Below are 15063 nucleotides of genomic sequence, written 5' to 3'. Positions count from 1 at the left end.
CTACTTCATCTTGCCGTAACTCTGGGCTTAACTTTTATCAGCAAAGTTATGTACTTGGTGAAGATTTCGGCTTCATCTGTATAGGTGGCCAAAGAAATACGGTCTTGATCATGATCAATGGTCGTGGCTGTAATTTTGCCAAATCTGGTTGGGAATTAAGGCTTTACAATTTCTTGGTGACTAAAGCTAAACGTCCTAAATTGACGCGTGTCGATATAGCTCACGATGATTTCGAAGGTAAACATATCAGTGTGGACTGGGGAAATATGCAAGATGGGTTAGGGGGTTTTCAACTTGGAAACCGTGCCCCAAACATTGAGCATAAAGGCAACTGGCGTCGACCAAATGGTAAAGGTAGAACGCTATGCATTGGTAGCCGTGACTCAGGCAAGTATTTGAGATTATACGAAAAGGGACGCGCTGAGGGTGATCCTAACGACAATTGGCAACGTGCTGAGGTCGAATTTAAGTCCATTGATCGTGTATTACCGTTCGATATGTTGCTAGCTCCAAGCGAGTTTTTTATAGCTGCATATCCATGTTTCCGTGATTTAGCTCAACATCTTCAACCAGAACGTATTGAGACAATTTCTAAAACTGCTCAAATCAATTTCCAGACTGCCATTGAGAATCTAAAACATCAATATGGCAAATATATCAACATCTTCAAAGAAGTATTCGAACCTGAAGAACTCATCAATTTAATTTCATGCTCTGATCCGCTTGCATATCCAAAACGGCTGGATCATGTGCTTATAACTGCTCGGAGAATGTAATGCATACATCTAAAGTAAAAATTCTAGGTGCTAAGGCTGTCGACTTTAAACCGTCTGACGGTTCAAACCGTCACTATGACCATGTTGCTTTGTATTGTGAAATCCCAATGGATTTATCTCAAGGTAATGCAATCGGCAATGGTTGTGAGACTTTCAATTGGCAGGATTCATCAAATATAGCTTTGCTTCGCCAGTTCAAACAGTCTGATTTTCCAATTGAAGCGGATATCACGTTTGACATGGTAACTACTGGTAAATCAATCAAATATGTTGTTGTATCTGTTGAATTACCACAACCAAAAAAGATAATTTAAAACAATAAGTCATTGTATATCAATGACTTACAATACATAGATTCGTATAATGTATAATATGTAAATAAATCAATAACTTACGGTAATAATGATAATGACACAAGCTCTATATAAATGCAAGAAATGCGGTCAAACATTCAGCGTTCATGCTGAGTATTGTGTTCATTATTACCAGTGCAAGGGGTAGATCATGACATCAGCAGACTGGCTACTTGTACTCATCATTTGCGCTGCAATGATCGCGTTCATTATTGGCTTATTTATACATCGGGACAAATAACAATGACGTACATAGTCTGGTTTTATTTTCTGCTTGGTATAGCAGCACAGTTTTACATGCTGTTCAAAGCTTATCAGCGAATGAAATTCCGCTATTACGTAAGGATTCAAAGAAATGGCAAAGGTATGTGATTTAGTTGATCAAGCCACAAACCAATGCTTGCAATGGTCAATTTTGCAAGTCTCATGGCTTGACGAGTTGAACCAACTTTCAAGGTCAGACATCAACCAGATCATAACTGAGGTGGTTGTTTTCTGGCTAACCTGTTGGGGCTATAGAGCCCTACTTAAGTTCATCGAAGATAGAGCATAACGCTCTGGGAGTAACACTATGGAAAATCAAAACAACGAACAACAAGTTCAATATGCACCAAAAACCAAAACCCAACATCGCATTGACCAGTTAACCAACATTGCAGCAGTGACATCAGTTGCCGTGTTGGGTGCTACTGCTGCCAAAGCTGCTGACGGTGATGTTGATATTGGCACATTAGCCATCGGCGGTCTTGGTGCTGCTGCTGCTGGTGTCTTTGCAATTAAAGCGACACCGTCATTGATGATGTGGGGTTATCGCAAGATTCTCGGATTCATCGGTCGCTGATTCCAATTACCTACTCATATTCGTATGGGTAGGTTTTCTATATGAGGTTAATTAAATGAACCTACTCTACCTAATTGCAGCATTGATCGGATTCCTCATCATCATTGCTTAATCTGAGGGCTAAGCGATGAGATTAATCAAATATCTGTTTTTTATAATAATAAGTACTTTTGCTTCTCATGTATTCGCTGACTACGTTGCAACAAATTCAAGTGGCTCTGTAACTGGTTCAACAGCAATTCAAGCTTGTGTAAATCTGTGGAATACACAGAACAGCAAATATCCTGACTCTGCTTCTCCCAGCGGAAATATCACTGCTAATAATTCGGCTTGTCAACGAGCTGGAGGTGGTTTCGGAACAGTAACCTTATCAACTTCTTGCCCATCTACAGTTACATCGACCCCTATTTCTGTCCCTGGCTGGCATTCTTGGACATATGAACAAACTGTATCTTATTCTCAAGCAATCTCATCACAAACAGCATGTTATCAAGGTTGTAGATACAAAGGGCCTGCTATGGCTGGTGATGACCCATCGATGCATCTAGTCTTTGGTGACCCTGTCAAAGATTCTTCATGTCCAAATACAGATACTAAACCATCAACACCTGTTCCCAATTTTCAAGGCGGTGATGGTGGTTCGGGTGGTGACTCTGGTTCGGGTGGTGACTCTGGTTCGGGTACAGGTGGTTCAAGCGGTGGTACGGGTAACTGTACAGTTTCAGGCAATACTATTAACTGTGTCGGTGCTAATGGCGGTTCTGGCGGTGATGGTGGTTCGGGTGCCAATGGCGGTGCTGGCGCTGGTGGTGGTGCAGGCGGTTCTGGTGGTTCTGGGTCAGGCGGTGGTAATGGCGGTGCAGGTGGATCTGGTGGTGCTGGAGGCTCAGGTGGTGCAGGTGGATCTGGTGGTGCTGGAGGTTCAGCATCAGTCACAGTCAATTTTGATGCAGCGGGAATTATTAGCGCAGTTAATGCGTTAGGTACATCACTTAAAACATCAATTACAGATTTAAAGACATCACTGACAAGTGCAATCAATGATGTTAAATCATCATTGAATGACATGAAATCACAGATTGCAGATGGCTTTAAATCAGTCACTGATATGCTTGGTATAACTAATTCCAAGCTTGATGAAATTAATCAAAACGGCAAAGACACCAATAAAAAACTGGATGATTTAAATAAAAAAGCTCAGCAAACAAATGACAAATTAGACGAACTCAATGATAAAGCGAAAGAGCTAAATGACTTTGTCAAAGAAGAACCAAATTTACCGAACAACGATAATAAAGTTTCTATCGATGAAACTGTTCCAGATATTCCAAATACCCAATATTTATCTTGGTCTGGTTACTGTCCATTCTCTGCTAATGCAAATACCGTTTCCATCAATGGCCAGACAACTGCCATTGGCTCGGATTTCACATCTTGGTGCACGATGGCTGAAAACGTAAAACCTTTTGTTCTCGCTGCTGGCGCCATCATGGCATTCCTGATCGCATCAGGTGTTTGGATGGGACGAGGAGAGTAAAAATGTGGCGTATCTTAACTTTGGTGGGTGAATACCTTCTTAAACAATCAGTTAAAACAATGCTCTTAGGTGCGGGTCTTGGTCTTGCATCAACTGCGGGTATTTTGACTGCACTCAACGTCTATATATCAAGACTTCAACAGCAAGCTAATTCTATGGCATCTGACGCAATCGCACTGCTTGCACTTTCAGGATTTCATATCGCATTTTCAATGATCATTGGTGCTGTTGTATTTCGTCTCACGCTCAATGCTTCGGTTAAATTGGTGAAACTAAAATGAGTACATTTAGATTAATTACAGGCGGTATTGGTACTGGTAAAACACTCTGGACAGTTGAGCAATTGTTCAAGCTCAAGAATTTAACACCAGATCGACTCGTCTATACCGACATTACGGGCATTAAACATACAGGTGTAACTGTCGTTCCCCCGGATTTTGACTGGCGAAATGTAGAAGATAACTCACTGATTATCTTTGATGAAGTTCAATATAAAGAACTGTTTAGCCGTCATAATTCTAAACGTGATAAACAGATTCTAGACCTAACAACAATGCGAAAGCGGGGTATTGAGATTTGGTGTATTACTCAACGTGCACGTTTTCTTAATCAGGATGTATTGGGTCTGGTCAATGAGCACATTCACCTGGAGAAAACTGGTGATAAAACAGCTCGCGTTTACATCTGGCATGAAGCAGAAACGAATATTACAAAGACTAAAAAGATGTTTCCGTTCGAAAAATATGTTTGGCAACATCCGACAGACTTATATGGTTTTTATGAATCAATCAAACCAGATGCCGTGCATCACAAACGCAGTTATTTCAACAAAGGTATTGTAGCTGTAGTTATCACGCTCTTACTTGCATTGATACCTGCAATCTATCTAATCAAACAAGGCTCTGACCCAAACAAGATACAAGCGACATCAAGCAATCAAAAACAATCTTCTAATGAACAACCGAACAAGACTGCTCCAGATCCGACGCTCACTCCCGATGTTCAAGCAAAAATGAAACAATGTGTCGATCAATTCAAGTGGACGCCTGAACAATGCCGTGAAGCTTATGACCCGACTTATCTTAAAAAGAACAATGATGACATGCTTGCTAAAACTCAAAATGATATGAATTCAATCGTTGTTAAATACAATCCAAATAAGCCTTTCGACAATGACGACATTCAGAACTCAATACAGTATCAAGTCACTGCTAAACCAGTCTTGGCGGGCTGTATGACAACTAAGAATGGCAAGCTGCAAGGCTATTCACAACAGGGAACCAAGTTAGATGTTTCTCAAGATGATTGTAAAAAGATTATAGCTGGTGACAGACCGTTTAATTACTTCGTACAAGGACAGCAAAATGCATTCGATAATCAGGCAAATACTACGGCAAATACTACGGCAAATAGTACGGTTTCTGGTCAACAAAATACTTCGCAAACTGTTCCCAAGATGACCGCAGAACAATATGCAAAATACATTCAGTATCTTGAAGATCAGAACCTTGCAGCCAATTCTGTACAACATGGGCTAGAACGTAACTTTCTCGTTGCAGAACCTTATCGACATTCAAACTAGGTGATCTCATGATGCATACATTTAATGTTTCATTGCTGTATTTTCTGTTTGATCTACAGCTAAATTGGTTGCTTACAACGATCTTATTTACGCTTTGGTTTGTACCATCATTTTGTTTCTACAAAGCATTTGAACCTTTTTTCACTGATCACTAAAACCGACTCTATGTTCTACCGTAGCAGTAACAAAGAAAACTCAGTCAGGGGAATTGCGAGGGTCTCCGAGCAAGGCGTAGTCTCTGAGTTTTTGCATGATTACACTAAGAAATGGGTAACATGTCAGTATTGTGGACGTACTCTCCAGTACGGCCAATTGATCACCCACTTTAGAAAGTTTCATGATTATGACAGTAATTTGATTTTAGATTTTAATTAGCATTTTCTTCCATGAGATCTTTGTCCTGGATAGATCCTGAAGAAAATTAAGTTATTGATTATTCGTAAACGTAAAAAATAAGGATTGGCAAAATATGACATTTTTTGTTTATCTTCTTTCTATTCTTCTCGGTGTTTTTTTCATGCTGCTTTATACTTTTTTTCGTTCAAGATTTAAGGACTGAGATTTCGCATAATGTGTGCGTGATTATGTTACATAGGCGATTTGCAACAATCTTCTTGTGCAAATCGGCGTTATTTAACATCAATCTGCATTATGCGAAGCAAGCGCGGAGAGGGAGGAGGAGCTTGCCGACGACCGACCCGACTCCGCGCGTAGCGTATCGATTAGTCTTCACATATAAAATAGAACACTGCATATTTTTCATTGCTATGCTCATATTTCTTTTTAAACAGTTCTCTAGCTTCTTTACTCATAACTAGTTCTTCACATTTTTGTCTTTTAATTTCATCTTTGGAATTAACTATTATTGATAAAATTCTATTGTCTTTAATTGTATATGTGATCTTAGCTTTTACTTCTTCCGCTTGTAGATTGTAACTTATTGCTATTAATAGACTGAATAATATAGTTTTTTTCATATGATTACCTAAATTTTAATATCGAGTAGGGTTGCTACTCGATTTATTCTTTAATTATTTTTTATTCGTCTTTCCCTAGAAATTTCTTTCTATATTCAAGTACTTCTTCTTCGGTTAAGTCTTTTAGGTGATGGTAAATAAGGGCATTCAGTACATCAGTATTTTGTATTTCAAGTCTTAGCTTGTATTTGATTTCCCATTTAGCATTTTCGATCTTATCAGCAAGATCTTCTTGAACTCGAATTTGAACTGAAGCCATTTCTTTCCTACTGTCGTTGTGTCAATGATGCATTATTATATAACCTGTTGCATTGACACAGTGTTTCATGGTAACTTTCGTTCAATTATGTTTCTCTGTGTCAGGGTGTCAAATAATGATTAATGATAAAGAACAAGCATTCGAGTTTGTTGCAAAGATCATATTTGATCGGGCAGTCCAGCTAATCATTGGGGGCAATCCTGCTTATGAGTCCGAGCTTGTCCTTTCCCATATCGAAATGACAATGGCGGAGTGGGGCTACCGTAGTCCTAAAGTTGCGGTTTATTGCGATTCAATCAAATCTGAAAACGATAAATTTAGAGAAATGGGGATTTGCTAATGGATAAGTATAAAAAACAACCAAACCCCACTGTATTATCGGGGGGATTGAAAAATAAAGCAGTTTCAACCCCCATTAATAAGATGGGGGTAACGAAATTCGATACGCAACCTCAAGACGCCGATCTCCCGATTTTCCAGCATTCGTTATATACCATTCCTCGAACTCACATGATCTTAACCAATGATGGTGTTAAGCATGTTGAATACCGTATGCCTGCTGAGAATGAAATTGCTGTCATTGACTGGGTGAATTTCACATTCGGCATAGAGACTATGGGCGATAAGTATTGGCAGGAAGATGAATATATTCTTGATACTCATCGCTATACTGCTGCAATTGATTCTCTTGAAGCTGACCTGGAACATATATTTGGTTTTACTACTTCATCTTGCCGTAACTCTGGGCTTAACTTTTATCAGCAAAGTTATGTACTTGGTGAAGATTTCGGCTTCATCTGTATAGGTGGCCAAAGAAATACGGTCTTGATCATGATCAATGGTCGTGGCTGTAATTTTGCCAAATCTGGTTGGGAATTAAGGCTTTACAATTTCTTGGTGACTAAAGCTAAACGTCCTAAATTGACGCGTGTCGATATAGCTCACGATGATTTCGAAGGTAAACATATCAGTGTGGACTGGGGAAATATGCAAGATGGGTTAGGGGGTTTTCAACTTGGAAACCGTGCCCCAAACATTGAGCATAAAGGCAACTGGCGTCGACCAAATGGTAAAGGTAGAACGCTATGCATTGGTAGCCGTGACTCAGGCAAGTATTTGAGATTATACGAAAAGGGACGCGCTGAGGGTGATCCTAACGACAATTGGCAACGTGCTGAGGTCGAATTTAAGTCCATTGATCGTGTATTACCGTTCGATATGTTGCTAGCTCCAAGCGAGTTTTTTATAGCTGCATATCCATGTTTCCGTGATTTAGCTCAACATCTTCAACCAGAACGTATTGAGACAATTTCTAAAACTGCTCAAATCAATTTCCAGACTGCCATTGAGAATCTAAAACATCAATATGGCAAATATATCAACATCTTCAAAGAAGTATTCGAACCTGAAGAACTCATCAATTTAATTTCATGCTCTGATCCGCTTGCATATCCAAAACGGCTGGATCATGTGCTTATAACTGCTCGGAGAATGTAATGCATACATCTAAAGTAAAAATTCTAGGTGCTAAGGCTGTCGACTTTAAACCGTCTGACGGTTCAAACCGTCACTATGACCATGTTGCTTTGTATTGTGAAATCCCAATGGATTTATCTCAAGGTAATGCAATCGGCAATGGTTGTGAGACTTTCAATTGGCAGGATTCATCAAATATAGCTTTGCTTCGCCAGTTCAAACAGTCTGATTTTCCAATTGAAGCGGATATCACGTTTGACATGGTAACTACTGGTAAATCAATCAAATATGTTGTTGTATCTGTTGAATTACCACAACCAAAAAAGATAATTTAAAACAATAAGTCATTGTATATCAATGACTTACAATACATAGATTCGTATAATGTATATTATGTTAAATAGAATATCTGAGACTGTAGCCTACGCAATACTGTTTGCAGCTACAGCTCAGTAACGTGATGATCTACGATTATACATCACGTTACTGAGTATCCTAATGAACATAATATAAGTTATGCAGAAATCAGACCGCTACTCGACTTGCGTATTAGTCCAAGCCTACGCAAGTCTGCGTGGCTATGACTTCAATGTCTGGGTACATGATGCAGATTTGGTCAATCGTTTCCCGCATATTATAAACTGGGGTTTGAGAACCTTGCTGAGTTGGATGTACCGTATTTTTTAGTACATTGGCTATTTTATGCTCAAATGTTGGAATGACTGAATTTTCTTTAGGCTGCTTCTGTTTTTTTGTAATTAATTCTTGGCTGTGCTTTAACTTGTTTTGAACAACACCATTTAGGAAGTCTTTAAGGTTTTGGCAAACACCAAAATTAATTTCTGAATCTGCCGTAGCTAAGACAATTTCATCCATCATGATGAATTGTGATTGTTTATAGACCTCTGTTAATTGATGGATATTTTTATCGAAGTCTTGGATTTTATTTATCAGTTCACATGCCTTGTCCATCACCCTACTCTCCTAAATATTCACGAATTTCAGCATTGGCTTTTTTATAGGTTTCTAAGTGGGCATCAATCAGTGAATAGTCATACGACCAGTCATTTGCAACCACTGCTAAATGTTCAAGACATTGTTCTGTAGATTCCGCAGGACAACATACGTCTAAGCATGGATGACCATGTTCAGCAACGATCTTGGCAACTTGATTGAAAGCAGCCTGAATGAAATCGAGATGATTTTTGAAGGCTATAGCAGTCATAGTTACCTTATTTAAAAGTTACCAATTTATAGTTGGGATTAAATCATTTTAAAAGTAACTTTAAATTAAGTTTAAAATAAACCAAGTTACTTTTTAACGTGGAATCAAAGTTATGGCTAAGGTTTATAAAATTCGAGATGACGAAGTTGACAGCATCAAAGAAGCTTTGATGAAGTTTGTCATTGAGAAAAAAGTTTTAATGAAAGAATCTGATGTAATTCATGCTCTTATCAAGTATCACCTTAAGAATCTAAAGGCGGAGGAAGTTATAAAATATCGCGAAGAAGTACTTGACAAGATAGATTAATCTAGATTCAAACCACCAATGAACCTATGCCCCGTTTGAGAGTATTCATTAATGTTTAAAGGGTGGCAAATTGAGATAAATCTTTAAAAACGAATATGATATATATTGGATATACAAGATATATAGTCTTGCAATGCAAGATATATAATTTTGTTTTTTGAAATCTTTAAAAAATAATGACTTAAGTTTTTTTGTTATCGAAATGTAAAAATGATAAGAGTCCACCATTAAAAAGTGGACTCTTTTTTGAGTGTCAAAAATTAAGCTTTACCATCAACATTAAATTTTAAAAACTGGCTCTGCATTACTTGTAAAAATTCAGCTTCAGTTAATGGCTGCCCTGTTACATTTATCTTGGCAGGAAGAAAAGAAACTTGGTCATTAAAGTAAGGTTGTAATTCACTTTTCTGAACAACAATATTTGTTAAAGCATCAAGAAATTCAGCATCATTATGAGTATAAGTCGTTTTTACAACAAACCCTGCTGTAATTTTTCTATTTGCATGAGAGTTATCAGAAATACATACAGCATACAAGTGCGGTAATGCTTGATATAGTTCAGAATCAACATCACTTGAAAAGTGTGTAATCGAATCACTATCGTTGAACAAACAATAATGGGTTAATAAAGTTACACCACCTAAATCAGCATCAGAAGAAGAAAGTATTTTCATAATTTAATAACCTATAACTTGTCTAATAGATGTGAAAAATAACTTACCAGTAATGAAAAATAATAAAAAACTAAAAATAAAGTAAATAATAATATTAAGTTTTAGTTTGGCTAAAATTAAAATTGCTTGTACTAGATTAAGGGTGTTTAGCAAAAAACCTATAAATATTAACAATATTGCCCAGAAAATATCAAAACTTGGAATAAGTGTCATAGAAGTTTCAGGATGTCTTGCTAAATAGATACCTACAAGCATTACAGTAGCTGCTATACCATAATTTCTTACATGATCGAAAATAAATTTTAAATCAACTTTTTGTGGATCAACTTCTAATATATGACGTATAAATCTTTCAGAAGTTTTTTGTGGTTTTTGATCATTATTAGACATATTTTCTCTATAATCATTCTGAAGTCGCATAACTTCATTTTATGTTAAATTGAGTACATGATACTTCAAGTTCAATCTCTTTTCGTCACGCGACATATACGTTGTCATTTGCGACAGATGTTATGTCATTCAAATGTCTATGTTGCATAAGCATTCGGAAACTAAATTTCCTTCGTTCAATTTTAATTTTGATGAACTTATTTAATATCACTACACGTAACATACATAAATTTATTGGTCTGACTCTTAGGCTCAATTTTTCTCCTATTTGTCATAACGTCCTGCCTAAGGCTCCTAGCAAGTCTTTTAGCTCTAAAAATTAGCCCCTTGAAATCTAAATTGAAGTAAAATCGCTGATAACAATCTTTTATGTGTTCTGCTTAATTCGTTGAATATCCCGCTGCGGAGACTCTCCAAACAAGCGAGAATATTCACGGCTAAATTGCGATGCACTTTCATATCCTACGGAAATCGCAGCTCTCCCCGCATCTAAATTATGATTGAGCATTAAATGACGTGCTTCTTGTAAACGCAGTTGTTTTTGATATTGTAATGGACTCATTCCTGTTACTTCACGAAAATGCTGTCGGAAAGTTGATGGACTCATAAAGACTCTTTCTGCTAACTCATCCATACGGATGGGTTGTGCGAAATTGCTTTTTAGCCAATTCACGATTTGATGAATCTTTTGATTTACCGAACCAGACTTTACCAGTTGGCGTAAATGAAATACCTTGTGAACTATTTAAAAGCCTAATAATAATTTCTTTTTTAACTAAATCAGCTAAATGAGGAATCATTTTGGGTTCGTCTAGCATTTTCACCAGTCTCATTACAGCATCTATAAGTGATATATCGACGAATTCGACTGAGAAGGATTCATGCGAATCATTTGAAATAATCGTTTTAGCCTCTACAGGCAAATTTGCGACAAGCTCATTCACTACTTGAATATCTAATAATAGTAAAACCGCCAAAAAAGGCTTTTGCGAAGAAGCATTAATAATCCGTGATGTCACTGGTAAATCCATCATGGTCAACATACTGTGACCTTCATGACACTGATAAACATTATCTCCGATAATGACTTCTTTTTGTCCTTGTAAAACAAGACTAAGCCCCATGCTGTAAATACAATGTGTACTGTCAGTTGGACTCATGCGGTTATGAAAAGAAAGCCCTGAAATAATAGAATCATGATCCCCCTCAGTTTCAGCGAGATGTGAGACCTTTTGAATAAGTCGATCTAGATTTTTGCTTCTTTCAGTAAGCGAGACAGGTATCAAGATATTTAAATCCGCATAGTAACTAAAATAATTTTTATCATTGGGATTGAATGCAGTAAATAACTGTTTAGTTAAAAATAATATGGTTCTAATCCCCCAAATTTAAAGAGACCAAGTATCTTCCTGTGTCCCTTGAGAGATAAATAATTAAGATAACTGGGCAGCTTGTTTATCTTTCAGTGGAGTTGCTCCAAATAAACGAGCGTATTCTCGACTAAACTGTGAAACACTTTCATAACCGACCAAATCAGCAGTATGTCCAACTTCTAAATTTTGATTAAACAAAAGGTGTCGTGCTTGTTGAAGGCGAAGGTGCTTTTGATATTGTAATGGACTCATTCCTGTCACTTCTCGGAAGTGCTGACGTAAGGTTGCTGAACTCATATAAAATCTATCCGCTAACTCATCTAGGCGGATAGTTTCAACAAAATTTTGCTTTAGCCAGTTCACAACTTTTGCCACTCTCTCACTCACTGAACCAACTCTAATTAACTGTCGTAAATATACGCCGTTCACCCCCGCCAACAGACGAATCATAATTTCCTGCTGTATGATTGGAGATAGTTGTGACAGTAAAATTGGTTCATCTAATAAAGTGACCAATCGTTGAACCGCTTCAATCAACACATAATCAATAGGCTGTACCGCAAATGATGGCTGTACTTTTTCTTTGATATTCAGTTGCTCCATTTGAGTTACAACTTTTGAAATCATCGATAAATCAAGTAGTAACATCAAACCTAAAAACGGTTTATGATTTTTTGCATTATGGGTATGACTCACAACAGGAACATCAATCGTGGTCAGCATGGTTTGTCCAGCACAATACGTGAGAATCTGATCACCAATTACAACTTGCTTTTCTCCCTGTAACACGATTCCTAAACCCAAGTTATAAATATAATGCGTACACTTGGCTCAGAACGACGATGCAGAGATAATAAAGGGATGGCTGTTTCATGATCCCCATCGACCTGAATTAACCGATCAACAGTATGAGCAAGTGACGTAATGATATCTTGCGTATTTTCATCACCAATCATAATAGTACCTCTATTATTTAAAGCAGGATTAGACCTGCTCTATTTGTCGCATAGGAAACCATCCCTTTCTTATCTTGATTTCATCCCATAAATGATCTGGAATGTGTAATTCAGCATCTTTTTCAAGCTCTAATTCTGTGGAAATCTGATCGGCCTGATGATTTGCTACCAATATAACCCAGTCTGGATTGATGACCAGTGCTTTACCAATTGCGACTAAAGGCAGTCCAAGTGCTAATGCTTGTAACGCTTGATGCGGTGTCCGAATTTTTCCAGCCGAGATTAAGGAAATTCTATAATTCACATGGTCTATAACACGTTGAATAGTCAGTTTTTCATCAGTGCTATCGACAGGTTTACTATTCAAAATATCAGTTAATGAAACATGCAAATAATCGATACCTGAGTCTATTAAACGATCAATAAGCTGCAAACTGTCGCCAATTCGCAATCCATTTTCATCATATTCTTCAACAGAGATCCGATAACCTAAAGCAAATGGCTTTTTAGCATATTGTTTAATTACACTTTTTACTTCTTTTACGATTTCCAACGAAAAACGCATACGCTTCTCTAAAGAACCGCCCCACTCATCTTCACGTTGATTAAACAACGGCGAGAAGAAATTTTGAATGAGAAAACCATGTGCTCCATGCAGTTCAATGCCATCAAACCCAGCTTCTATCGCTCTACGCGTCGTTTCACCAAAAGCATGAATAACCTCTAAAATTTCTTCATGTGATAAAGCACGGGTCATCATCTGACTATCGACAAAGGAACCTGTAGGTGTTTTTATTAATGCACTCGCGCTAACCAAATCTGCATTTGGAATTAAATCAGGTATCGCTTTATTGCCCGCATGGAAAATTTGCAATATTGCTGGTGCCCCGCCACTTTTGGCAGCTTGAGCTAATTCTTTTAGACTAGCTATAAAGCGATCATCAAATGCTGCAAACTCATTGGTAAAGCCAATCCCATTTTCTTGTACATGGGTGCAACCCGTAATGACCAGACCAACACAATTTACCCGCTGGCGGATGTAATTCAACTCTTGTTCTGATACAGTTCCATCAGGATTGGCTGACCATGTTGTCATAGGCGCCATAATGATTCGGTTACGCAATTCAATGTCTGGCGTTAAAGCAAAAGACTCAAATAATTTAGAATATTCAATTGTCATGAATTCATCTCATAAAAATATTTTCTAAGAAAAAGTATAAATTGAGAGGATTGATGCAAATTGCCTAAACTGAAAAGTTATTTGCCTATTCTGCTGAGATACATCTTGATTAAGAGATGTTTAATTAATTAACGGCGTAAAAAAATCGGGACTATTGCCCCGATTTTTTTAATTCAATTAAAGATTGTTTTGATAAAAAGGAATGAGCTTATCTAAAGCAACTTTTACTGGTTCAGGTTTGTCATATAAGTCGTAATGTGACCAACCATCGACAACAACTAATTCTTTATTTTTAGATGCTGCACGGTTAATAATTTCAAAACCATCACGGTAAGCACCGAAACCACCCGGTTTACTGCCAACAATAATCATTAAAGGTTGAGTTAATAACAGTTCAGCTAAATGGAATGCATCCCAACCCACAGCAACAGCGTTTCGAGAAAATAAAGTTTTATTTACACCATTTGGTTTCTCACCACGCGCTGTACGGTAGTATTCAGTCGCTTCTAGTGGATCAATATCAGCATTGTCTGCTTTTGCAGCTTCGACAGTAGGATATAAACCTTGATCTACTCGAAGCTCCGCACCACGAGCTTCTGCTGTTCTTTGAGCTGCAATGGCTTCTAAAAACGCAATTGGATTGCCTGCGCTGGCTTCACGCATAACGCGACCGTAGTTTGCACCGGTAATTGTACCAACCGCTTTAATACGTCTTTCGGTCATTGCGGCATTAATTGAATAGCCACCACCACCACAAATACCAAGTACGCCAATGCGATTTTCATCAACATAATTCAAAGTCACCAGATAATCGACTACCACACTAAAGTCTGCAACACGTAATGTTGGATCTTCAATATAGCGAGGTTCGCCACCGCTCTCACCTTGGAAACTTGCATCAAAAGCAATGACTACAAAGCCAGCTTTTGCCAAAGCTTCACCATATACGTTACCAGAAGTTTGTTCTTTACAGCTCCCAATAGGATGTGCGCTAATAATTGCAGGATATTTTTTTGTTGAATCAAAATTTTCAGGGAAATACAAATCGGCAGCAATATCCCAATAGGTATTTTTTATTTTTACTGATTCCATCTTTTCACCTCATCAATATCGGTAATAAATAAGTACACTTGCTTGATGAATTCAGTCTATGGTGA

19 protein-coding genes and 1 pseudogene are annotated in these 15063 nt (G+C 37.7%); 10 read left to right on the top strand and 10 right to left on the bottom strand.

The window, feature by feature from the left end; all coding sequences use genetic code 11:
- The 6 genes from F952_RS10340 to F952_RS10310 all read left to right on the top strand — a co-directional run.
- The coding region (locus F952_RS10340) for a replication initiation factor domain-containing protein (protein WP_004927021.1) at nt 1-776 on the top strand (776 nt) is incomplete at its 5' end.
- Complete coding sequence (locus F952_RS10335; RefSeq protein ID WP_004927001.1) at nt 776-1090, top strand: hypothetical protein; 315 nt, start codon at nt 776-778, stop codon at nt 1088-1090. The genes F952_RS10340 and F952_RS10335, both read left to right, overlap by 1 nt.
- Nucleotides 1091-1700: 610 nt before the next feature.
- Nucleotides 1701-1970: a hypothetical protein gene (locus F952_RS10325; protein ID WP_004927018.1), complete on the top strand. Its 270-nt coding sequence runs from the start codon at nt 1701-1703 to the stop codon at nt 1968-1970.
- Between the two features lie 127 nt (nt 1971-2097).
- The gene (locus F952_RS10320; protein WP_004927016.1) at nt 2098-3507 is read left to right on the top strand and encodes a virulence factor TspB C-terminal domain-related protein; all 1410 of its coding nucleotides are present in this window, start codon (nt 2098-2100) and stop codon (nt 3505-3507) included.
- Nucleotides 3508-3509: 2 nt separating this feature from the next.
- Nucleotides 3510-3788, top strand: coding sequence for a DUF2523 domain-containing protein (locus tag F952_RS10315; protein WP_004927014.1), 279 nt, complete (start codon nt 3510-3512; stop codon nt 3786-3788).
- On the top strand, nt 3785-5089 hold the full coding sequence (locus F952_RS10310) for a P-loop NTPase family protein (protein ID WP_004927012.1): 1305 nt from the start codon (nt 3785-3787) through the stop codon (nt 5087-5089). Before F952_RS10315 ends, F952_RS10310 begins: the two co-directional genes overlap by 4 nt.
- A 722-nt stretch (nt 5090-5811) precedes the next feature.
- Here the strand turns inward: F952_RS10310 and F952_RS10305 are convergent.
- Together F952_RS10305 and F952_RS10300 are read right to left on the bottom strand one after the other, a co-directional pair.
- Nucleotides 5812-6066: a hypothetical protein gene (locus F952_RS10305; RefSeq protein ID WP_004927010.1), complete on the bottom strand. Its 255-nt coding sequence runs from the start codon at nt 6064-6066 to the stop codon at nt 5812-5814.
- A 61-nt stretch (nt 6067-6127) separates the two neighbouring features.
- Nucleotides 6128-6325, bottom strand: a complete 198-nt coding sequence (locus F952_RS10300; RefSeq protein ID WP_004927008.1) for a hypothetical protein — start codon at nt 6323-6325, stop codon at nt 6128-6130.
- Between the two features lie 115 nt (nt 6326-6440).
- On the opposite strand from F952_RS10300, the gene F952_RS10295 reads away from it, so the two are divergent.
- The 3 genes from F952_RS10295 to F952_RS10285 are packed head-to-tail and all read left to right on the top strand — an operon-like array spanning nt 6441 to nt 8136.
- The gene (locus F952_RS10295; protein ID WP_004927006.1) at nt 6441-6665 is read left to right on the top strand and encodes a hypothetical protein; all 225 of its coding nucleotides are present in this window, start codon (nt 6441-6443) and stop codon (nt 6663-6665) included.
- Complete coding sequence (locus F952_RS10290) at nt 6665-7822, top strand: replication initiation factor domain-containing protein (RefSeq protein WP_004927004.1); 1158 nt, start codon at nt 6665-6667, stop codon at nt 7820-7822. Before F952_RS10295 ends, F952_RS10290 begins: the two co-directional genes overlap by 1 nt.
- On the top strand, nt 7822-8136 hold the full coding sequence (locus F952_RS10285; RefSeq protein ID WP_004927001.1) for a hypothetical protein: 315 nt from the start codon (nt 7822-7824) through the stop codon (nt 8134-8136). Before F952_RS10290 ends, F952_RS10285 begins: the two co-directional genes overlap by 1 nt.
- Before the next feature lie 214 nt (nt 8137-8350).
- Here F952_RS10285 and F952_RS10280 read toward each other — a convergent pair whose 3' ends face one another.
- Both F952_RS10280 and F952_RS10275 read right to left on the bottom strand, forming a co-directional pair.
- Nucleotides 8351-8773: a hypothetical protein gene (locus F952_RS10280; RefSeq protein WP_004926999.1), complete on the bottom strand. Its 423-nt coding sequence runs from the start codon at nt 8771-8773 to the stop codon at nt 8351-8353.
- Between the two features lie 4 nt (nt 8774-8777).
- The gene (locus F952_RS10275) at nt 8778-9026 is read right to left on the bottom strand and encodes a hypothetical protein (protein WP_004926997.1); all 249 of its coding nucleotides are present in this window, start codon (nt 9024-9026) and stop codon (nt 8778-8780) included.
- Between the two features lie 112 nt (nt 9027-9138).
- Between F952_RS10275 and F952_RS10270 the strand changes: the two genes are divergently transcribed.
- A complete protein-coding gene (locus tag F952_RS10270) occupies nt 9139-9333 on the top strand; it encodes a hypothetical protein (protein ID WP_004926995.1) in 195 nt (64 codons plus the stop codon).
- A gap of 260 nt (nt 9334-9593) precedes the next feature.
- On the opposite strand, the gene F952_RS10265 is transcribed toward F952_RS10270, so the two are convergent.
- The 6 genes and pseudogenes from F952_RS10265 to F952_RS10235 all read right to left on the bottom strand — a co-directional run bounded on the left by F952_RS10265 (nt 9594) and on the right by F952_RS10235 (nt 14998).
- Nucleotides 9594-10007, bottom strand: a complete 414-nt coding sequence (locus tag F952_RS10265; RefSeq protein WP_004926993.1) for a hypothetical protein — start codon at nt 10005-10007, stop codon at nt 9594-9596.
- 3 nt (nt 10008-10010) lie between these two features.
- Nucleotides 10011-10397, bottom strand: a complete 387-nt coding sequence (locus F952_RS10260; protein WP_004926991.1) for a hypothetical protein — start codon at nt 10395-10397, stop codon at nt 10011-10013.
- 367 nt (nt 10398-10764) lie between these two features.
- Nucleotides 10765-11680, bottom strand: a pseudogene (locus F952_RS10250) (AraC family transcriptional regulator).
- Nucleotides 11681-11830: 150 nt separating this feature from the next.
- Nucleotides 11831-12559, bottom strand: a complete 729-nt coding sequence (locus F952_RS10245) for an AraC family transcriptional regulator (RefSeq protein WP_004926985.1) — start codon at nt 12557-12559, stop codon at nt 11831-11833.
- A 195-nt stretch (nt 12560-12754) separates the two neighbouring features.
- Nucleotides 12755-13906 (bottom strand): NADH-dependent flavin oxidoreductase, encoded by a 1152-nt coding sequence (locus F952_RS10240; protein ID WP_004926981.1) that lies wholly within the window; start codon nt 13904-13906, stop codon nt 12755-12757.
- Nucleotides 13907-14083: 177 nt separating this feature from the next.
- The gene (locus tag F952_RS10235) at nt 14084-14998 is read right to left on the bottom strand and encodes an alpha/beta hydrolase (RefSeq protein ID WP_004926979.1); all 915 of its coding nucleotides are present in this window, start codon (nt 14996-14998) and stop codon (nt 14084-14086) included.
- Nucleotides 14999-15063: the final 65 nt, after the last annotated feature.

This window comes from Acinetobacter baylyi DSM 14961 = CIP 107474 (assembly GCF_000368685.1).
Lineage (GTDB): Bacteria > Pseudomonadota > Gammaproteobacteria > Pseudomonadales > Moraxellaceae > Acinetobacter > Acinetobacter baylyi.
Note: the sequence above shows the minus strand (reverse complement) of the source record. Positions and strands in the feature narration are given on the sequence as shown.